Raw genomic sequence first — 20,645 nt, forward strand, 5'->3', positions numbered from 1 at the left:
TTGCTGTATGGATTAACAGGAGTGTAATCAAACTACGTCGATTTTGCACCTGTTCCGTGTTAGCGCGTCTTGATTACCAGACGATTACTCTGCTTGACTTCTTCCATAACCACGTAGGTACGGGTGTCGTTTACGCCCGGCAGGCGCAGCAGGGTTTCGCCCAGCAATTTACGATACGCTGACATGTCCGGTACGCGGGTTTTCAACAGATAGTCAAAATCACCGGATACCAAGTGACACTCTTGAATTTCTTCAAGTTTTTGTACTGCGGCGTTAAATTGCTCAAACACATCCGGCGCACCACGATTCAGAGTAATCTCAACAAATACCAGAAGTGATGCATCCAGATAATGCGGGTTGAGCAGCGCCGTATAGCCCTGAATAAAACCCTGTCTTTCCAGCCGACGCACGCGCTCAAGGCAAGGCGTCGGAGAAAGTCCCACCCGTTTGGAAAGCTCGACGTTGGAAATACGCCCGTCTTTTTGCAGTTCATTCAGAATGTTACGATCGATGCGGTCGAGATCTTTGCCAGGGCGTTTCTTGCTATCTACCATTATTATTGTCTCTCTGTATTCCTTCCCTACTCCTGTTCTGACTCTGCGCCTTCACTGCCAGAGCCCATCCCGTTATTACCCGTACGACGTTGAGTAACCCAGGGGTACGTGAGAAGCCCGTTGCCTGATGGCAGTCACCGACATCACGCATGGCGTCTGTCCACACCATGCGTAGATTTCGCTGACCCGGATAAAAATGGCATTTGCGTGCATGAACATTCGCCGCACGCGAAACACTGCTTTTCTTCTTCCATGAATGTTTTCGCAAAAGCACAGGGGATTGTCAAAGCAAAACATCGATTTTTAGTACAAGATGCCAGATATTCATCATCAACCCCCTCTGAATCTCATGTTTTCATCTTATAATCAGAGCGCTAACAGTAGAATTAATTATATTTTCCGCTCGTTAAATCGCCAATCCATCGGCGGGTTCTATTGCACATATCGTTAACAAAATCGCTACGCTCTTTTTTTACGCCCGCAAATTCCCTACAATCCAGCCCAATGTATGCCAATAAAATATGGGGATCTCATGGGCACAGCCAAACACAGTAAACTGCTTATTCTAGGTTCTGGACCTGCAGGATATACCGCGGCGGTCTATGCTGCGCGCGCAAACCTGCAGCCGGTGCTGATCACCGGCATGGAAAAAGGCGGTCAGCTGACCACCACCACTGAAGTGGAAAACTGGCCAGGCGACCCAAACGATCTGACCGGTCCGCTGCTCATGGAACGTATGCACGAGCATGCCACCAAGTTCGAAACTGAAATTATTTTCGACCATATCAGCAGCGTCGATCTGCAGAACCGTCCGTTCCGCCTGGTCGGCGACAGCGGCGAGTACACCTGTGACGCGCTGATTATCGCTACCGGCGCTTCCGCCCGTTATCTGGGGCTGCCTTCTGAAGAAGCTTTCAAAGGACGCGGCGTCTCTGCCTGCGCCACCTGCGACGGTTTCTTCTATCGTAACCAGAAAGTCGCGGTCATCGGCGGCGGCAACACGGCGGTTGAAGAAGCGCTGTATCTGTCCAACATCGCTGCTGAAGTGCATCTGATCCACCGTCGTGACACCTTCCGTGCGGAAAAAATCCTGATCAAGCGCCTGATGGATAAAGTGGAAAGCGGCAATATCGTGCTGCACACCGATCGCACCCTGGAAGAAGTCACCGGCGACCAGATGGGCGTCAGCGGGCTGCGTCTGCGCGATACCAAAAATAGCGATAACGTTGAGACGCTGGACGTCGCCGGTCTGTTTGTCGCCATTGGACACAGCCCGAACACCGCTATCTTTGAAGGTCAGTTAGCGCTGGAAAACGGTTATATCAAAGTACAATCCGGCATCCACGGCAACGCCACGCAAACCAGTATCCCTGGCGTGTTCGCCGCGGGCGACGTGATGGACCATATCTACCGTCAGGCGATTACCTCCGCCGGCACCGGCTGTATGGCGGCGCTGGACGCGGAACGCTATCTGGATGGGTTAGCTGACGCTTGCAAATAATCTTTACAAGTCAGTAACAAAGGTAAAGAAGGCGACGAAAAGTCGCCTTTATTTTTGCCCCGTTGTAACATTGCCGTGCCCAAAAATCTCATAACGACACCTGCTAAGCGCGCAATGAATAAAACCCGTCAACAAGAGTTAACCCGCTGGTTAAAAGAAAAAAGCATTATCTCCCGTCGCTGGTTGATGATTTCTCGCCTGCTGGGCGTCGTGAGCGGTCTATTGATCGTCGCTCAGGCGTGGTTCCTGGCGCGTATACTTCACCGAATGATAATGGAAAATATCCCGGCGACGGCGCTGCTGCTGCCGTTTACCTTGCTGGCGCTGGTGCTGATCCTGCGCGCCTGGGTGGTGTGGCTGCGCGAACGCGTCGGCTTCCACGCCGGCCAGCATATCCGTTATGAAATTCGCCGCCAGGTGCTTGACCGTCTTCAGCAGGCGGGCCCAGCCTGGATTCAGGGAAAACCCGCCGGCAGTTGGGCGACGCTCATCCTTGAGCAAATCGACGATATGCATGATTACTACGCGCGCTATCTGCCGCAGATGACGCTGGCCGCCTGCGTGCCGCTGCTGATTGTTATCACTATCTTCCCCAGCAACTGGGCGGCCGCGCTAATTTTACTCGGCACCGCCCCGCTGATCCCGCTCTTTATGGCGCTGGTCGGGATGGGCGCCGCCGATGCTAACCGGCGCAATTTCCTTGCGCTCGGTCGCCTCAGCGGTCACTTCCTCGACCGTCTGCGCGGCATGGAGACGCTGCGTCTGTTCAACCGCGGCGAGGCGGAAATTAACAATATCCGCGATGCGTCGCAGGATTTCCGCCAGCGGACGATGGAAGTCCTGCGCCTGGCTTTTCTCTCCTCCGGCGTGCTGGAGTTCTTTACCTCGCTCTCTATCGCGCTGGTGGCGGTCTATTTCGGTTTTTCCTACCTCGGCGAGCTCGACTTCGGCCACTACGGCGTCGGCGTCACGCTGATGTCCGGTTTTTTAACCCTGATTCTGGCGCCGGAGTTTTTCCAGCCGCTACGTGATTTAGGCACATTTTACCATGCCAAGGCGCAGGCCATTGGCGCAGCGGATAGCCTGAAGACTTTTATGGAAACGCCGCTGGCGCAGGCTGAACGGGGCGAGAAAACGCTAAGCGATCATGAACTGATTCGCCTCGAAGCCCGCGATCTGATGGTGAAATCGCCGGATGGCAAAACGCTGGCAGGCCCGCTGAGTTTTACCCTGAACGCTGGCGAGCGCGTGGTCCTGGTCGGCCAGAGCGGTTCCGGTAAAAGCTCGCTGCTGAATACGCTGACAGGCTTTCTTCCCTATGAAGGTTCGCTACAGGTTAACGGCGTGGAGCTGCGCGATCTCGATGCTGAACGCTGGCGTCGGCTAATTAGCTGGGTCGGTCAAAACCCGCAACTGCCCGCCGCCACGCTGCGTGAAAACGTGCTGCTAGCGTGGCCAGAAGCCACGGAATCGCAACTGCAGCTGGCCATGGATAAGGCCTGGGTCAGCGAGTTTATTTCCCAATTGCCACAAGGTATTAATACCCCGTTAGGCGATCAGGCTGGCGGCCTCTCGGTCGGCCAGGCTCAGCGTATTGCCGTTGCGCGCGCGCTGCTGGTGCCGTGCCGCCTGTTGCTGCTTGATGAACCAGCGGCCAGCCTTGACGCTCACAGCGAACAGCGTGTGATGCAGGCGCTATCTAACGCTTCTACCCAGCAGACCACGCTGATGGTTACTCACCAACTGGCAGGACTGGCCGAGTGGGATGCTATTTGGGTGATGCAGAATGGACAGATTGTCGAGCAAGGCGGCTATGCGCAGCTTTCTGCCGCTGGAGGCGCGTTTGCCTCACTGTTAGCCCATCGCCAGGAGGAAATTTAAATGCGCGCACTGTTACCCTATCTGGCGCTATACAAACGCCACAAATGGCTGCTGACCCTCGGCGTGGTGCTGGCTATCGTCACCCTGCTGGCAAGTATCGGGCTATTAACGCTTTCCGGCTGGTTCCTGTCGGCCTCTGCGGTGGTCGGGGTCGCCGGGATTTACAGTTTTAACTACATGCTGCCTGCCGCAGGCGTTCGCGGCGCGGCAATTATTCGTACCGCCGGCCGCTACTTTGAGCGTCTGGTGAGCCACGATGCCACTTTCCGGGTATTGCAGCACCTGCGCGTCGCCACGTTTAGCAAACTACTGCCGCTCTCCCCTGCCGGGCTGGCGCGTTTTCGTCAGGGTGAGTTGCTCAACCGCATCGTGGCAGATGTCGATACGCTGGATCACCTCTATTTGCGCGTGATCTCGCCGCTGGTTGGCGCACTGGTGGTCATCCTGGTGGTGACCATCGGCTTAAGCGTACTCGATGTCACCCTGGCGCTAACGCTTGGCGGAATTATGCTGGCGACGCTACTCCTGCTGCCACCGCTGTTTTACCGTGCCGGTAAGCCGACCGGGGAGCAGATCACCCAACTCCGCGGGCAGTATCGCCAGCAACTCACCTCCTGGCTACAGGGGCAAGCCGAGTTAATGCTGTTTAATGCCAGCGATCGCTACCGTAAACAGATGGAAAAAACGGAACAGCGCTGGCAGGAGGCGCAGCGCCGCCAGGCTGAGCTCACCGCCCTGTCGCAGGCACTGATGCTGCTGATTGGCGGCATCGCAGTGATCGCCATGCTGTGGATGGCCTCCGAAGGCGTTGGCGGTAATAGCCAGCCGGGGGCGCTGATCGCCCTCTTCGTGTTCTGCGCCTTAGCGGCATTTGAAGCGCTGGCGCCGGTCACCGGCGCCTTCCAGCATCTCGGCCAGGTCATCGCGTCCGCGCGTCGCATTACGCAGATTACCGAGCAGCAGCCCGAGGTGACGTTCAGCCATCAGGCGCCGCAAAGCTTCTCCCAGGTAGCGCTTACCCTGAATGAGGTAACCTTCAGCTACCCGCAGCAGTCGGCCCCGGCGCTAAAAGATATTTCTCTGCAGGTCGCGGCAGGCGAGCATATCGCCATTCTTGGCCGTACCGGCTGCGGTAAATCGACTCTGCTGCAGCTATTGACCCGCGCCTGGGATCCGGCCAACGGTCAGATTCAGCTAAATGGCCAGCCACTTAGCGAGCTGTCTGAAACGACCCTGCGCCAGGCGATGAGCGTCGTGCCGCAGCGGGTGCATCTCTTCAGCGCGACGCTGCGCGATAATCTGCTGCTCGCCGCGCCGCAGGCCAGCGACGCCAGGCTTGCCGATATCCTGGAGCGCGTCGGCCTGGAGAAATTGCTGGAAGATAGCGGCCTGAATAGCTGGCTCGGCGAAGGCGGACGTCAGCTTTCCGGCGGCGAATTACGTCGACTGGCTATCGCCCGCGCGCTATTGCACGATGCGCCATTAATGCTACTTGATGAACCCACCGAAGGCCTGGATGCAACAACGGAAAGCCAGATCCTTGATTTACTTAGTGAAGTGATGCGCGATAAAACCGTGTTGATGGTCACTCACCGTCTGCGCGGGCTGGCGCGTTTTAATCAGATAATAGTCATGGACAACGGCCAAATTATTGAGCAAGGTAGTCACGCAGAGCTGCTGGCGAAACAGGGCCGTTATTACCAGTTTAAGCAACGTCTGTAAGCTATTATTGTCAACAATTGCTGGTGCGTATTGAGGTCAAAAATGCGTCTGGTTCAGCTCTCTCGTGACTCTATCGCCTTCCCTTCTCCGGAAGGCGCTCTGCGTGAACCAAATGGCCTGCTGGCGCTGGGTGGCGATCTCAGCCCAGCCCGTTTGTTGATGGCCTATCAGCGCGGTATCTTTCCATGGTTTTCTCCCGGCGACCCTATTTTATGGTGGTCGCCCGATCCGCGCGCCGTACTGTGGCCGGAGCAATTCCACTATAGCCGGAGCATGAAACGTTTCCATCAACGTTCGCCCTATCGGGTGACGCTCAATCACGCCTTCGGCCAGGTTATCGAGGGCTGCGCCAGCCATCGCGATGAAGGCACCTGGATCACCCATGGTATCGTTCAGGCCTATCACCAGTTACATGAACTCGGTCATGCTCACTCCATCGAAGTATGGGATGAGGATAGGCTGGTCGGCGGCATGTATGGCGTGGCGCAGGGAGCGCTGTTTTGCGGCGAGTCGATGTTCAGCCGGGCGGAAAATGCCTCCAAAACCGCGCTAATGATCTTCTGTCAGGCTTTTGCCCAGGACGGTGGCAGATTAATTGACTGTCAGGTTCTTAACGCGCATACCGCCTCTTTAGGAGCGATTGAAATCCCGCGCCGCGATTATCTCGATTACCTTTCCGTATTACGCACCTATCGATTACCGGAGCGATTTTGGGTACCAAGGGTGCTATTTACCGGTAATGGATAAATGTTTTCAGCACATTTCTTAGCGCGGTGGTATAATTGCGCGGTAGAGTAGCTTCTGCCTGTTGCCCCGCCGCCGTTTGGGAATATTAAGAGTCAGATAACGCCCATCGTTCTGTCACTGCCCTTTACGTTTGCGCCTGTCATGTGGTTTTACCGCGTGTATTCCGGGCAATGCGCCAAAACTACTTCGGCGATTTATACCCGTCATGTATTAAGCTGCAGGCGCTGGCTGCGCGCAATTATTTACCGCCATCCTGCGACGCGAACTATTTTGGGTATACGTAAAACTTTACATACTTGCTGAACTTCGGCATTATCTTGCCGGTTCAAAACTACGGTAGTGATACCCCAGAGGACTAGATGGCCAAAGAAGACAATATTGAAATGCAGGGCACCGTACTTGAAACGTTGCCTAACACTATGTTCCGCGTAGAACTGGAAAACGGTCACGTGGTAACTGCGCATATTTCCGGTAAAATGCGTAAAAACTACATCCGCATTCTGACGGGCGACAAAGTGACTGTTGAGCTGACCCCGTACGACCTGAGCAAAGGCCGCATTGTCTTCCGTAGTCGCTAATTGTTTCCGCCGCTAAGGCGTCAGATGCTGAAGGCCGGGCAATGCCCGGTCTTTTCATTTCTGCCTACCGCGCCGATTTACTCAGCCATCTCTTTAGCTATCGGTAGGGTATTGTTTAGCGCTTCTTTCGGCACATGGGCGCTCAGTTTATCGACACCGATAAAGTCTGAGGCAAAGCCGGAATACACCATTAAGCCATAATCGGTAGTAATAGTTTTCTCCGTCATATAGTTTTGTGACTGGCTCATGGTGTTAATTTTCTTTCCCTTCTCCATTTTTACCAGCATTCCTGCCCCTTTGAGCAACAGGGCGCACGCGGGAATTTGCTCCTCTTTGCGTTTTTCCGCAGGCACATCGACGCTGCGAGAGTGCACATATTTATCCGAACCGGCGGGAAAATAGGCGTGATAGGTTGACTGCCCCGAGATTTTGACCAGGTAAAACGGGCTATCAGCACCGCTAAAGCGGTAGCTACCCGTCATATCCGGACATTGCGCCAGAGCATTAAAAGAAAGCAGCACCAGCGAGGCGCAGCACGACGTTTTTGCACATTTCATCATTTCGTCCTTGTGGTTACATCCATCCGTTTTAACGCTAATAAAAAAAGACCGGGCTGTCACCAGCCCGGTCTTTATCACTGAACAATTCAGAATTTATTTAATGCGCCGCTTCCGGTTTGTGCTTTTGCGCGCTGTGGAAGCCGTAAGTCAGCACGTTATTAGCTTTATCCAGCTCAACGGTGACCTGACCGCCGTCCACCAGCGAACCAAACAGCAGCTCATTCGCCAATGGTTTCTTCAGGTTGTCCTGAATCACCCGCGCCATTGGACGCGCACCCATTGCCCGGTCATAGCCTTTCTCAGCCAGCCAGTCACGCGCTTCCTGACTCACTTCCAGCGACACGCCTTTCTGATCCAGCTGTACCTGCAGCTCGACGATAAACTTATCGACCACCTGATGGATCACGGTCGTAGAGAGGTGATCGAACCAGATGATGTTGTCGAGACGGTTACGGAACTCCGGCGTAAAGATCTTTTTGATCTCTTCCATCGCATCGGTACTGTTATCCTGCTGGATAAGACCAATCGATTTACGCTCGGTTTCACGCACCCCGGCGTTGGTGGTCATCACCAGCACCACGTTGCGGAAGTCCGCTTTACGGCCGTTGTTATCGGTCAGCGTACCGTTATCCATCACCTGCAGCAGGATATTGAAGACATCCGGATGCGCTTTTTCGATCTCATCAAGCAGCAGCACCGCGTGCGGATGTTTGATCACCGCATCGGTCAACAGCCCGCCCTGATCGAAACCGACGTATCCCGGAGGCGCGCCAATCAAGCGGCTAACGGTATGACGTTCCATATACTCAGACATATCAAACCGCAACAGCTCAATGCCCAGCGCTTTCGCCAGCTGCACGGTGACTTCGGTTTTCCCTACCCCGGTCGGCCCGGCGAACAAGAAAGAACCAACCGGTTTATGCTCATGGCCAAGCCCGGCACGCGCCATCTTGATCGCTTCAGTCAGCGCTTCAATCGCCTTATCCTGACCAAAGACCAGCATTTTCAGGCGATCGCCAAGGTTCTTCAGCGTATCGCGATCGCTGCGGGAGACGCTCTTCTCCGGAATACGCGCGATGCGCGCAACCACGGACTCGATATCCGCCACATTGACCGTTTTCTTGCGTTTGCTCACCGGCATCAGCCGCGCCCGCGCGCCCGCTTCGTCGATCACGTCAATCGCCTTATCCGGCAAATGACGATCGTTGATGTATTTCACCGCCAGCTCGACCGCCGCACGTACCGCTTTGGCGGTATAACGCACATCGTGGTGCGCTTCGTACTTCGGTTTCAAGCCGTTGATGATCTGCACCGTCTCTTCGACAGAAGGTTCGGTCACGTCGATTTTCTGGAAACGACGCGCCAGCGCGCGATCTTTTTCAAAGATGTTGCTGAACTCCTGGTAAGTCGTGGAGCCAATCACCCTGATCTTGCCGCCGGACAGCAACGGTTTGATAAGGTTAGCCGCATCAACCTGACCGCCCGAGGCTGCGCCTGCGCCGATGATGGTATGGATCTCATCGATAAACAGGATGCTATTGGTATCCTGCTCAAGCTGTTTCAGCAGCGCTTTAAAGCGTTTTTCAAAATCGCCGCGATATTTGGTCCCAGCCAGCAGCGAACCGATATCCAACGAGTAAATGGTGCAATCCGCCATCACTTCCGGTACGTCGCCCTGGACGATACGCCAGGCGAGCCCTTCCGCAATCGCGGTCTTGCCGACGCCGGATTCACCCACCAGTAGCGGGTTGTTCTTACGGCGGCGGCACAATACCTGTATGGCACGCTCCAGCTCTTTATCGCGGCCAATCAGCGGATCGATGCCGCCCACGCGCGCAAGCTGGTTAAGATTGGTGGTGAAGTTTTCCATACGATCCTCCCCGCCTGCTTGCTCTTCGTTACCCGGCTGGCTCGCGTTGTTTTCCGAAGGCTGGCTGGGCTCGTCTTTGCGCGTGCCGTGAGAGATGAAATTCACCACATCAAGGCGGCTGACTTCATGTTTACGCAGCAGATAGGCGGCCTGCGACTCCTGCTCGCTGAAAATCGCGACCAGTACGTTGGCGCCGGTCACTTCGCTGCGACCGGAGGATTGGACGTGAAAAACCGCACGCTGCAGCACGCGCTGGAAGCTTAGCGTCGGCTGGGTGTCTCGCTCTTCTTCCGTTGCCGGAAGGACGGGAGTGGTCTGTTCGATGAAGGCTTCAAGTTCCTGACGCAAAGCGACCAGGTCCACGGAACAGGCTTCCAGCGCTTCGCGTGCCGAGGGGTTGCTGAGTAAAGCCAGCAACAAGTGCTCGACGGTCATAAATTCATGACGGTGCTCGCGCGCTCTGGCGAAAGCCATGTTTAAACTGAGTTCCAGTTCTTGATTGAGCATAGGCACCTCCCCCAATTTTCATGCCTGTAATCAGGCTTTCTCTAGCGTACACAGCAATGGATGCTCGTTCTCCTTCGCGTACTGGTTCACCATAGCGACTTTGGTTTCCGCAACTTCGGCGGTGAAAACGCCGCAAATCGCCTTACCTTCATAGTGAACCGTGAGCATCAGTTGCGTTGCACGTTCTACATCATAAGAAAAGAATTTTTGTAACACGTCAATAACAAACTCCATTGGAGTGTAGTCATCATTGACTAATATCACTTTATACATAGATGGTGGTTTAAGCGCATCACGAACTTCATCTTCTACCAGTTGATCGAAGTCCAGCCAATCTCTCTTACTCATCGTCAATGTTCGTCATCGGTTGCTGTTGCCAACAGGCCGCGGCCTGTCGATGATCTGAGGTTATGCACGTTACAAATCTACAATAGATCATAGATAACTATCATCTATTGCTTCCATCCGCGACGCCTGTCACATTCCCCAGCAATAGCGTTAACTGCTTCAAATTTTGACGCATTTTTCACCGTTCACCCTCGTCAATTGCTTGACGCATTTCCGTATTTCTCTAAATTGTACTGGCGAGAGTTGGCGAGCAATTGTACAACTCGTGACTCCCCTACCGGTTCATTCCATCTTACTTATAAAGATTTACGAAGGATGTCGAAGTATGGAAATGGGTACTGTTAAGTGGTTCAACAATGCCAAAGGGTTCGGTTTTATTTGCCCTGAGGGCGGCGGCGAAGACATTTTCGCCCATTACTCCACCATCCAGATGGATGGTTACAGAACGCTAAAAGCCGGGCAATCCGTTCGGTTTGATGTTCACCAGGGGCCGAAAGGCAATCACGCCAGCGTGATTGTTCCTGTGGAAGCAGAAACGGCTGCATAACTCTTTTGCTTCATTGTGTACATCCTGCTAATAAAATGCCAGTCCTTCTGACTGGCATTTTTATCTCATTACTCCCGCGCCAACGCATCCACCGGGTCTAATCGCGCCGCATTACGCGCCGGCAACCAGCCAAACAGCACCCCGGTTAACGTCGAACACAAAAATGCGGTCAACAGCGCCAGCGGCGAAAAACCGATTTCCCAACCGGGTAAGAACAGTTGCAGAATGAACGCGATCATCAACGACAAACTCACTCCGATGGCGCCGCCCACCAGGCAAACCAGTACCGCTTCAATAAGAAACTGCTGCAGTACATCCCGGGCCCGGGCGCCAACCGCCATGCGGATACCGATTTCACGGGTGCGTTCCGTGACTGACACCAGCATGATATTCATTACCCCAATCCCGCCGACGACCAGCGCGATCACCGCCACCAGGGTCAGGAACAGCTGTAAAGTATGTGTGGTCCTTTCCGCCGTTTTCAAGATACTGTCCATATTCCAGGTGAAAACATCTTTTTTGCCATGGCGGAGTTCCAGCAACCGCACCAACTGCTGCTCAGCGGCGGCGCTATCGTAGCCCTCCTGCACGCGGACGGTTATCGAGTTAAGCCACGATTGCCCCATCACCCGTCCGGCCATAGTGGAATAAGGCAGCCAGACGCGGAGAATTTTGCTGCTGCCGAACATCGATTGTTTCTCATCGGCCACGCCGACAATCGTCGCCGGCATATTACCGACCAAAATCACCTCGCCGACCACTTTTGCTTTATGGGGGAATAACTGGCGACGGGCGTTGCTATCCAGCACCACCACCTGCGCCCGGCTATTCAGCTGCAGCTCATTGAACGTATTTCCCTCGCTGAACGTCATGCCGTAAACGTTGAAATATTGCGCGCCAACGCCTTCGGCGCTGGCAGCCACGTCGATGTTATTGGCGCGCAGGCGCAGGCTTTTCGATACCGCCGGCGTTGCGGAGCTCACCCACGGCTGTTTTTGAATCGCCAGCAGATCGTCATATTTTAACGCCTGCTGATAACGCGGATCGTCGTCGCCAAAATCTTTGCCGGGATAAACATCGATGGTATTGGTGCCAATAGCGCGAATATCGGCTAAGACCAACTGTTTCGCGGCATCGCCGACGACTACGATAGAGACTACCGAAGCGATACCAATGATGATGCCGAGCATGGTGAGCAGCGTACGCATTTTATTCGCCGCCATCGCCCGCCAGGCCATCACCAGCGCCTCGCGAAAACCACCGCTGAACTGACGCCAGATGGAAGGCTCCGCACGGTCTTCGGCGCGAAGCACGCCGCCTTTCTCCAGCGATAACGGCGGTGGGTTACGCACAATTTCACCGTCGCGCAGTTCGATGATTCTTTCCGCCTGCGCCGCGACCTGCGGGTCGTGGGTGACGATAATCACCGTATGCCCTTGCGCCTTAAGCTGATGCAGGATGGCCATGACCTCTTCGCCTGAGCGGCTATCCAGCGCCCCGGTCGGTTCATCGGCGAGGATCACCTCGCCGCCGTTCATCAGGGCGCGGGCGATACTCACGCGCTGCTGCTGGCCGCCGGAGAGCTGCGAAGGGAAGTATTCCGCCCGCTCGCCCAGCCCCAAACGAGAGAGCAAATCGCGCGCGCGTTCAAGGCGAACCCGTCGTTCTTTACCGGCATAGATGGCAGGAACCTCGACGTTTTGCGCCGCCGTCAGATGCGACAACAGATGGTAACGCTGGAAAATAAAACCGAAGTGCTCACGGCGTAGCCTGGCCAGTTCATCGCCGCTCAAATGCGCCACATCGACCCCGGCAACCTGATAGGTACCGCTGGTGGGCTTATCAAGGCAGCCAAGGATGTTCATCAGCGTTGATTTACCGGAACCGGAAGCCCCAACGATAGCCACCATTTCCCCGGCGGCAATACTGAGGGTGATGCCCTTTAGCACTTCAACTTCGCCGTCGCCCGAGGGGTAACTGCGGCGAATATCACGCAGTTCGAGCAGCGCCGTCATTTTGCCGCTCCGGGCGAGCTTTCGCTGATAATGACCTCATCGCCCTCTTCCAGCCCTTTCGCCACCGCCACATCGGTATCGTTACGCGCGCCGATAACAATTTCACGCTCTTTCACTTCCCCGTTGCGCAGCAGACGCACGTTGTAGCGGTTATCGCCGATGGCATCGCCCAGCGCGCTGAGCGGAATAGTAATCACATTTTTCACTTCCGCCAGTTGGATATGCACCTGCGCGGTCATCTCAAGACGCAGGATCCCCTGCGGGTTAGGGACTTCAAAACGCGCATAATAAAATATGGCATCATTGACCTTTTCCGGCGTCGGCAGAATATCCTTCAGCGTACCTTCGTAGCGGGTCAGGGGGTCGCCGAGTACCGTAAACCACGCCTTTTGCCCCGGCTTAAGATGGATTACGTCCGCTTCCGAAACCTGGGCCTTCACCAGCATGGTACTGAGATCAGCCAGGGTCAGAATATTCGGCGCCTGCTGGGCGGCAATCACCGTTTGCCCCTGCAGGGTGGTAATTTGCGTCACTTCGCCGGACATCGGCGCCAGGATGCGCGTATAGTCGAGGTTGGTTTTCGCGGTGTCGAGGGTCGCCTGGTTGCGCTTGATCTGCGCCTCGATGGTGCCGATTTGCGCCTCTTTCACCGCCACATCGGTGGCGGCGGTATCCAGATCCTGGCGTGATACCAGCTGGCGCTGCGCCAACTGTTGCTGGCGCGCTAAGGTTACCTGCGCAAGCTTACGTTCGGCCTGCGCCTGTTTAAGCTGCGCCCGCAGCTCCATGAGCGTCGCTTCGACTTCTTTAATCTGGTTTTCAGCCTGCTCCGGGTCGATAACCCCCAGTAACTGGTCCTTCTGTACTTTATCGCCAATATTGACGCGCAGCGTCTTCAACTGGCCGCTGACCTGCGCGCCGACGTCGACTTTACGCAGCGCATCTAACTTGCCCGTCGCCAGTACGCTCTGCTGCAGATCGCTTTTACGCGCCACCAGCGTTTGATACTGCGGCAACGGCGCGTTCAGAATCCGCCATCCCCAGATAGCCGCAATAACCACCACCAGCGCCAACAGCCACCAGACTTTCCTGCGTTTTCCATTCAATGTCATAAAAAATTCCTGATCTATTCCCCGCAGCCCGGAAGATGATTCTAACGGAAGCGGCGGCGAACAGAAGCCAGAATTTTAGCAATGCTTAATGTTTATTGATGTTGGGCTGCGGCTTTGTCTTGCGGCGTAACATGGCACGGTTTTCGCCGCTGGGCTAATCAGCGCGCCCGCGCGCCAGCCACAGCACGCGGGAAAACATCTTTTTCAGCAACGTCGGGACGGCGTCAATTCCCCGCCGCCCAGCCTCCATCGCGACCTCTATCGCCAGATCGGGTTTCGATGAACGATGTATGGCTTTAGTGATCACCCGGCGCATGTTCATCGGCATATTATCCGGGATCTGCGCCACCCGATGATAAACATCGTCGAACCCCTGACGATACATAAAGTGTTCCATATCCATCGCCGGAAGCATGGTTAAGTGCACGCGTTCCAGTTCGTTATCGTTGTTGAGTAGCCCGCGCACCGTAGCGGCATACTTCTTACCGGCCTCATCGCCGTCAACCAGCACATGCCACTCAATCCCCATCCGGCGGGCGAATTTAATCAGCGGCTTAAGCCCGGACTGGGCAAACTCGATAACCTTCACCCCTTCAGCGTCGAAATGATGCCCGCACTGGCGCGCCAGTTCGTTGATAACCCAGGTTTCCGTTTCGCCTTCCACCAGCAACCAGCAGCGGGCGAACAGCGATGACGCGCGGTTGAAGCGAATGTGAAACGCAATGCGGCGACTATCTTCCGCATTCATCCCGCCGGGACCGAGCCGCCACGCCGAGACGCGGGACGATTCACGTACCAGCCGACACACCTGTTCAACCGGCGTTAAAGACAAAAGTTCGCCGGAATTGGTTGTGGTGACTCGCTGCAGCGGCAACAGATTCAGTAAATGCCAGGCGACCGAAAGCATGATCGGATGCAGACGCGTTTCCGGGTCCTCAATCAGCAGCAGCGGCCGCGCATCGCGATCGAGGCGGACGGTCCCCTTCGCCTGCAATAAAGTGGAGAACAGCCCAAGCAGGATCACCCGGTGACTACGACCGCCGGGTTTATCAATCATTCGGTTAATAATATCGAGATAGCGCCAGCTGCGTTGTTCATCATGAGAACGTCGGCGCATCAGGCGATTGCGGCTTTGCGCGCTGCTCTGCTCGGCGAAATAATGTTCTAGCAGTTGCACCATCGCCGACAGCCCTTCGCGGATTTGCCCATCGGTGAGATTTTGCGGGTGATTAACCAGCTCGCGGGAGAGAAAATCCAGCTGCCGGGCGGTAATTTCAATTTGCGGCGAATGCGGCACGGTACCGTTGTGAATTCGGCGCATAAAGCGGGCGTCGCGCAGGCGCAGCACCGGCATCAGGCGTACCAGGTGGCGCGCCAGATCGTCAATATCATGCAGCTCCAGCGCCTCTCCCTGGCAGTTAATAAAACTACGCAGGGTCATCACGCTGCCGTCATCCGCCAGCTCGCCCTCAAGGCGATAGAAAATACGCTGATAGCCGTCATCGCACGGCACCCAGCAATCGCTAAGCGGACGAAAACGGCGCACGCGATGGCGCCCGGGTTCATTCTCGCGGAAAGTTAAAATGATATGTAGATGATGCTCCCGCCCCTGAATATCGCCGGGGGGAAACCAGAAGTCATCGCGCACGAAATGGTACAGGTCAAACTCAGGCGATAAAAGCAGCGTCAGAGCGTCCAGCAGGCTGGATTTACCCCATGCGTTTTCGCCGATTAGCACATTGTTTTGCTCGAGCATCAACGATAAACGGTTGATACCGCGAAATCCGACGATCTCTACACGCTCAAGATGCATATCCCCTCCGCCTGGCCCACATTCTCCTTCAGTAATCAGCAGTATAGCGAGGCGCAGACGACATGGCACCCCCTGCTTCCCACGCCGACAATGGAATCCAGAAGCAAATGAGTTTGTAAGGTATCGGCTCTTGATTTCATATAATTAATAAATTAATTCATCTTCGGTAGTAGTTTATTTTTCAGCGTTGTGTTCTACACTTGCATAAATCATGCATGGTGAAAGGAAAATCATCTCATTGCTCTAAATCAAATTACATCAATTTATTTAACTAGTCCGAGGGTGGCGTTCGTCCCTAAAATAGCGACGCTTTATTTTTATCGTCATCCTTTGCGTCGATAAATAAAGACCGGCACGTCATAACGTGTTCGTTTACATTATTATTTGAGGTGGTTATGTTCAGAAAATTAGCAGCAGAGTGCTTCGGCACATTCTGGCTCGTATTCGGCGGCTGCGGCAGCGCAGTGCTGGCAGCAGCGTTCCCGGAATTAGGAATTGGTTTTGCCGGCGTCGCCCTGGCCTTCGGTTTAACCGTATTAACTATGGCTTTTGCCGTGGGTCATATTTCCGGCGGTCACTTTAACCCGGCGGTCACTTTAGGTCTGTGGGCCGGCGGTCGTTTCCCGGCTAAAGACGTCATCGGTTATATTATCGCCCAGGTGGTCGGCGGTATTATTGCCGCCGCGGTGCTGTACGTTGTCGCCAGCGGTAAAGCCGGTTTTGACGCTGCCGCGAGCGGCTTCGCCTCAAACGGTTTCGGCGAACACTCCCCGGGCGGCTACTCGATGCTGTCCGCTATCGTTATCGAAATCGTGCTGACCTGCGGATTCCTGCTGGTTATCCACGGTGCGACCGATAAAAACGCCCCGGCGGGCTTTGCGCCGATCGCCATCGGCCTGGCGCTGACCCTCATTCACCTGATTAGCATTCCGGTCACCAACACGTCCGTAAACCCGGCGCGTAGCACCGCGGTCGCTATCTTCCAGGGCGGCTGGGCGCTGCAGCAGCTGTGGCTGTTCTGGGTGATGCCAATCATCGGTGGTATCCTCGGCGGCGTGCTGTACCGCACCCTGCTCGAAAAACGCGACTAATCCTCGCAAGAAGCCCGGCGATGCCGGGCTTTTTCTTTTTGCCGACAGCTTTACTCGGCCTGGCGAATTGGGTAGTGTCATTGGCGCTATTCTTAATTTGCAAGGACCTTGCCGTTCATGTTTTCGGGACTATTAATCATTCTGCTGCCGTTGATTGTCGGCTATCTGATTCCTCTGCGTCACCCTTCCGCACTGAAACTGATTACCCGGCTGCTTAGCTGGATTGTTTACGTCATCCTCTTTTTCATGGGGATTAGCCTTGCCTTCCTCGATAATCTCAGCAGCAATCTGTTATCAATACTGCATTACTCCGCGGTCAGCATTGTGGTAATTATTCTGTGCAATATTGCAGCACTGCTATGGCTGGATAAAAAAATGCCGTGGCGGGTTAAGCATCGTCCTGAAAAATTACCCTCGCGCCTGGCGATGGCTCTCGAGTCGCTGCAGCTGCTTGGCGTCGTGCTAATTGGTTTTCTGTTGGGGTTAAGCGGCCTCTCTTTTTTACAACATGCGACCGAAGCCAGCGAATATACTTTAATTTTCTTATTATTCCTTATCGGTATTCAGCTACGTAATAATGGAATGACATTACGGCAAATAGTCCTTAATCGTCGTGGCATGATTGTCGCGGTAGTGGTCGCAGGCAGTTCATTATTTGGCGGAGTGATTAATGCCCTTATTCTTGGTCTGCCCATTAAAACCGGTCTGGCGATGGCGTCCGGATTCGGCTGGTACTCCCTTTCGGGGATCCTGATGACCGAATCCTACGGTCCGGTCATAGGCAGCGCCACATTCTTTAACGATCTGGCCCGTGAGCTGCTGGCTATTATGCTGATCCCGGGCATGGTAATGCGTAGCCGCTCCACCGCGCTTGGGCTGTGCGGCGCAACCTCGATGGACTTTACTCTGCCGGTGCTACAGCGCTCCGGCGGCGTGGAAATCGTGCCTGCAGCCATCGTACACGGTTTTATCCTCAGCCTGCTGGTGCCGGTGCTGATGGCGTTCTTCTCAGCCTGATCCCCCTGTGGCGGTAGATCCCTACCGCCAAAATTGCGCTAAATCAATCTCCCTTTAAGTTGTGTCAGAAATACCTTTTCTCCGTACAGCCACAGGCATAACCTTAAACATGTATCTAAAATATAACTTTAAAGGGTGTGATCATGTTTTGTGTGCAATGTGAACAAACTATCCGTACGCCGGCAGGAAATGGCTGTTCTTACGCGCAGGGTATGTGCGGTAAAACCGCTGAAACCTCCGATTTACAGGATCTGCTGATTGCTTCGCTGCAGGGCCTATCCGCATGGGCCGTTAAGGCACGTGAATACGGCATCATCGATCATGAGGTGGATAATTTCGCCCCGCGGGCGTTCTTCTCTACTCTGACCAACGTGAACTTCGACTCGCCGCGTATCGTCGGCTACGCCCGTCAGGCGATCGCGATGCGCGAGGCGTTGAAAGCACAATGCCTGAATATTGACGCCAACGCCGCCGTCGACAGCCCGGTCGCCGATCTGCAGCTGGTTAGCGATGATCTGGGCGATCTGCAACGTCAGGCGGCGGACTATACGCCAAATAAAGACAAGGCCGCGATCGGTGAAAATATCCTCGGCCTGCGCCTGCTGTGTCTGTACGGCCTGAAAGGCGCTGCGGCCTATATGGAACACGCGCACGTGCTCGGCCAGTACGACAACGACATTTACGCCCAGTACCATAAAATCATGGCGTGGCTGGGGACCTGGCCTGCCGATATGAACGCTCTGCTGGAATGTTCGATGGAAATCGGCCAGATGAACTTCAAAGTGATGAGCATCCTCGACGCCGGTGAAACCACGAAATATGGCCACCCGACGCCGACTCAGGTCAACGTTAAAGCCACCGAAGGTAAGTGCATCCTGATCTCCGGCCACGATCTGAAAGATCTTTATAACCTGCTGGAGCAGACCGAAGGTACCGGCGTTAACGTCTATACCCACGGCGAAATGTTGCCGGCGCACGGTTATCCGGAACTGCGTAAGTTCAAACACCTGATCGGTAACTACGGCAGCGGCTGGCAGAACCAGCAGGTTGAATTCGCCCGCTTCCCGGGCCCCATCGTCATGACCTCCAACTGCATCATCGACCCGACCGTCGGCGCTTACGACGATCGCATCTGGACCCGCAGCATCGTCGGCTGGCCGGGCGTCAACCATCTGGAAGGCGAAGATTTCTCCCCGGTTATCACCCAGGCGCAGCAAATGGCCGGCTTCCCGTATAGCGAAATCCCGCATCTGATCACCGTCGGCTTCGGCCGCCAGACGCTGCTCGGCGCGGCGGATACGCTAATTGATCTGGTCAGCCGTGAAAAACTGCGCCACATCTTCCTCGTCGGCGGCTGCGACGGCGCGCGCGGCGAACGTAACTACTTCACTGATTTCGCCACCAGCGTACCGGACGACTGCCTGATTTTGACTCTCGCATGCGGTAAATACCGCTTCAACAAACTGGATTTCGGCGATATCGAAGGCCTGCCGCGTCTGGTCGACGCCGGTCAGTGTAACGATGCCTACTCGGCGATTATTCTCGCGGTAACGCTGGCGGAAAAACTGGGCTGTGGCGTAAACGATCTGCCGCTATCGTTGGTGCTCTCCTGGTTCGAACAAAAAGCCATCGTCATCCTGCTGACGCTGCTGTCGCTCGGGGTGAAAAACATCGTCACCGGCCCGACCGCGCCAGGCTTCTTCACCCCGGACCTGCTGGCTGTCCTCAACGAGAAGTTCGGTCTGCGTTCCGTCACTACCGTAGAACAAGATATGCAGCAGTTGCTGAGCGCATAAGGAGTCACCGCATGACAATGCCAACTCAACAGTGCCCGTGGCGAATGCAGGTTCATCATATTCAGCAGGAAACGCCGGACGTATGGACGATTTCGTTGCTGTGCCACGACTACTATCCCTATCGCGCCGGGCAGTACGCGCTGGTTAGCGTGCGCCATTCGGCGGATACGCTGCGCGCCTACACGCTCTCCTCAACGCCCGGGGTCAGTGAATACATTACGCTGACCGTTCGTCGTATTGATGATGGCGCAGGCTCACAGTGGTTAACCCGCGACGTAAAACGCGGCGACTATATCTGGCTGTCGGATGCGATGGGCGAATTTACCTGTGAAGATAAAACAAGCGATCGTTTTCTGATGCTGGCCGCCGGCTGCGGCGTGACGCCGATTATGTCGATGCGCCGCTGGTTGGCGAAGTACCGCCCGCAGGCGGATGTGCAGGTTATCTTTAACGTGCGTTCGCCGAAGGATGTGATTTTTGCCGAAGAGTGGCGTCAATACCCGGTCACGCTGGTGGCGGAAAACGACGCGACGCCGGACTTTATCGCCGGGCGCCTCACCCGCGAGCTGTTGCAAAGCGTGCCGGATTTAGCCAGCCGTACCGTGATGACCTGCGGCCCGGCGCCTTATATGGAGATGGTGGAACAGGAAGTGAGGGCGCTTGGCGTGACGCATTTCTTTAAAGAGAAGTTCTTTACCCCGGTGGCGGAAGCCGCTACCGACGGATTGAAATTCACTAAGCTGCAGCCGGCGAAAACGTTCTACGCACCGGTCGGCACCACGTTGCTGGAAGCGCTGGAAAGCAATAAGGTACCGGTGACCGTCGCCTGCCGCGCTGGCGTCTGCGGCTGCTGCAAAACCAAAGTGGTCGCCGGCGAATACAGCGTTACCAGCACCATGACGCTGACCGATGCGGAAATCGCCGATGGCTACGTGCTGGCCTGTTCCTGCCACCCGCAGAGCGATCTGGTTCTCGCCTGAGGTCAA

17 protein-coding genes are annotated in these 20,645 nt (G+C 55.2%); 10 read left to right on the forward strand and 7 right to left on the reverse strand.

What is annotated here, in order from left to right; all coding sequences use genetic code 11:
• Nucleotides 1-59: 59 nt before the first annotated feature.
• Entirely contained in the window at nucleotides 60-554 is a 495-nt protein-coding gene (gene lrp, locus KGA69_RS22205; RefSeq protein ID WP_000228469.1) for a leucine-responsive transcriptional regulator Lrp, read from the reverse strand.
• A gap of 532 nt (nucleotides 555-1,086) precedes the next feature.
• On the opposite strand from lrp, the gene trxB reads away from it, so the two are divergent.
• The 5 genes from trxB to infA all read left to right on the forward strand — a co-directional run bounded on the left by trxB (nucleotide 1,087) and on the right by infA (nucleotide 6,983).
• Nucleotides 1,087-2,055: a thioredoxin-disulfide reductase gene (trxB, locus tag KGA69_RS22210; RefSeq protein ID WP_015367489.1), complete on the forward strand. Its 969-nt coding sequence runs from the start codon at nucleotides 1,087-1,089 to the stop codon at nucleotides 2,053-2,055.
• 114 nt (nucleotides 2,056-2,169) lie between these two features.
• Entirely contained in the window at nucleotides 2,170-3,936 is a 1,767-nt protein-coding gene (gene cydD, locus KGA69_RS22215; RefSeq protein WP_049053734.1) for a heme ABC transporter permease/ATP-binding protein CydD, read from the forward strand.
• Nucleotides 3,937-5,658, forward strand: a complete 1,722-nt coding sequence (gene cydC, locus KGA69_RS22220) for a heme ABC transporter ATP-binding protein/permease CydC (RefSeq protein ID WP_213292666.1) — start codon at nucleotides 3,937-3,939, stop codon at nucleotides 5,656-5,658. It abuts the gene before it with no gap.
• Nucleotides 5,659-5,700: 42 nt separating this feature from the next.
• The gene (aat, locus tag KGA69_RS22225) at nucleotides 5,701-6,405 is read left to right on the forward strand and encodes a leucyl/phenylalanyl-tRNA--protein transferase (RefSeq protein WP_015704873.1); all 705 of its coding nucleotides are present in this window, start codon (nucleotides 5,701-5,703) and stop codon (nucleotides 6,403-6,405) included.
• 359 nt (nucleotides 6,406-6,764) lie between these two features.
• On the forward strand, nucleotides 6,765-6,983 hold the full coding sequence (gene infA, locus KGA69_RS22230) for a translation initiation factor IF-1 (RefSeq protein WP_001040187.1): 219 nt from the start codon (nucleotides 6,765-6,767) through the stop codon (nucleotides 6,981-6,983).
• A gap of 77 nt (nucleotides 6,984-7,060) precedes the next feature.
• Here infA and KGA69_RS22235 read toward each other — a convergent pair whose 3' ends face one another.
• Genes KGA69_RS22235 through clpS form a run of 3 tightly spaced genes read right to left on the reverse strand, consistent with a single transcriptional unit; the run spans nucleotide 7,061 to nucleotide 10,268 of the window.
• Nucleotides 7,061-7,621 carry a hypothetical protein gene (locus KGA69_RS22235; RefSeq protein WP_213292667.1) on the reverse strand — a complete coding sequence of 187 codons (561 nt, stop codon included), beginning with the start codon at nucleotides 7,619-7,621 and terminating at the stop codon, nucleotides 7,061-7,063.
• A 19-nt stretch (nucleotides 7,622-7,640) separates the two neighbouring features.
• Nucleotides 7,641-9,920, reverse strand: coding sequence for an ATP-dependent Clp protease ATP-binding subunit ClpA (clpA, locus tag KGA69_RS22240; protein WP_015367493.1), 2,280 nt, complete (start codon nucleotides 9,918-9,920; stop codon nucleotides 7,641-7,643).
• A gap of 30 nt (nucleotides 9,921-9,950) precedes the next feature.
• Nucleotides 9,951-10,268 (reverse strand): ATP-dependent Clp protease adapter ClpS, encoded by a 318-nt coding sequence (clpS, locus tag KGA69_RS22245; RefSeq protein WP_015367494.1) that lies wholly within the window; start codon nucleotides 10,266-10,268, stop codon nucleotides 9,951-9,953.
• A gap of 325 nt (nucleotides 10,269-10,593) precedes the next feature.
• On the opposite strand from clpS, the gene cspD reads away from it, so the two are divergent.
• Nucleotides 10,594-10,815, forward strand: coding sequence for a cold shock-like protein CspD (gene cspD, locus KGA69_RS22250; protein ID WP_015367495.1), 222 nt, complete (start codon nucleotides 10,594-10,596; stop codon nucleotides 10,813-10,815).
• A gap of 68 nt (nucleotides 10,816-10,883) precedes the next feature.
• Here the strand turns inward: cspD and macB are convergent, their stop codons facing one another.
• The 3 genes from macB to KGA69_RS22265 all read right to left on the reverse strand — a co-directional run bounded on the left by macB (nucleotide 10,884) and on the right by KGA69_RS22265 (nucleotide 15,755).
• Nucleotides 10,884-12,830 (reverse strand): macrolide ABC transporter ATP-binding protein/permease MacB, encoded by a 1,947-nt coding sequence (gene macB, locus KGA69_RS22255; RefSeq protein WP_045396260.1) that lies wholly within the window; start codon nucleotides 12,828-12,830, stop codon nucleotides 10,884-10,886.
• Nucleotides 12,827-13,942 carry a macrolide transporter subunit MacA gene (macA, locus tag KGA69_RS22260; protein ID WP_213292668.1) on the reverse strand — a complete coding sequence of 372 codons (1,116 nt, stop codon included), beginning with the start codon at nucleotides 13,940-13,942 and terminating at the stop codon, nucleotides 12,827-12,829. Before macA ends, macB begins: the two co-directional genes overlap by 4 nt.
• Nucleotides 13,943-14,096: 154 nt before the next feature.
• On the reverse strand, nucleotides 14,097-15,755 hold the full coding sequence (locus tag KGA69_RS22265) for an ATP-dependent endonuclease (RefSeq protein ID WP_045396265.1): 1,659 nt from the start codon (nucleotides 15,753-15,755) through the stop codon (nucleotides 14,097-14,099).
• Between the two features lie 395 nt (nucleotides 15,756-16,150).
• Here KGA69_RS22265 and aqpZ point away from each other — a divergent pair, with 395 nt between their 5' ends.
• The 4 genes from aqpZ (at nucleotide 16,151) to hcr (ending at nucleotide 20,639) form a co-directional block, all read left to right on the forward strand.
• A complete protein-coding gene (gene aqpZ, locus KGA69_RS22270) occupies nucleotides 16,151-16,846 on the forward strand; it encodes an aquaporin Z (RefSeq protein WP_015367500.1) in 696 nt (231 codons plus the stop codon).
• Nucleotides 16,847-16,963: 117 nt separating this feature from the next.
• Nucleotides 16,964-17,863, forward strand: a complete 900-nt coding sequence (locus KGA69_RS22275) for a LysO family transporter (protein ID WP_045396267.1) — start codon at nucleotides 16,964-16,966, stop codon at nucleotides 17,861-17,863.
• 143 nt (nucleotides 17,864-18,006) lie between these two features.
• Nucleotides 18,007-19,659: a hydroxylamine reductase gene (gene hcp / locus KGA69_RS22280; protein ID WP_045396269.1), complete on the forward strand. Its 1,653-nt coding sequence runs from the start codon at nucleotides 18,007-18,009 to the stop codon at nucleotides 19,657-19,659.
• An 11-nt stretch (nucleotides 19,660-19,670) separates the two neighbouring features.
• Entirely contained in the window at nucleotides 19,671-20,639 is a 969-nt protein-coding gene (gene hcr, locus KGA69_RS22285) for an NADH oxidoreductase (protein WP_063447685.1), read from the forward strand.
• Nucleotides 20,640-20,645: the final 6 nt, after the last annotated feature.

The organism is Klebsiella sp. A52 (genome assembly GCF_018388785.1).
Classification (GTDB): Bacteria; Pseudomonadota; Gammaproteobacteria; order Enterobacterales; family Enterobacteriaceae; genus Klebsiella; species Klebsiella aerogenes.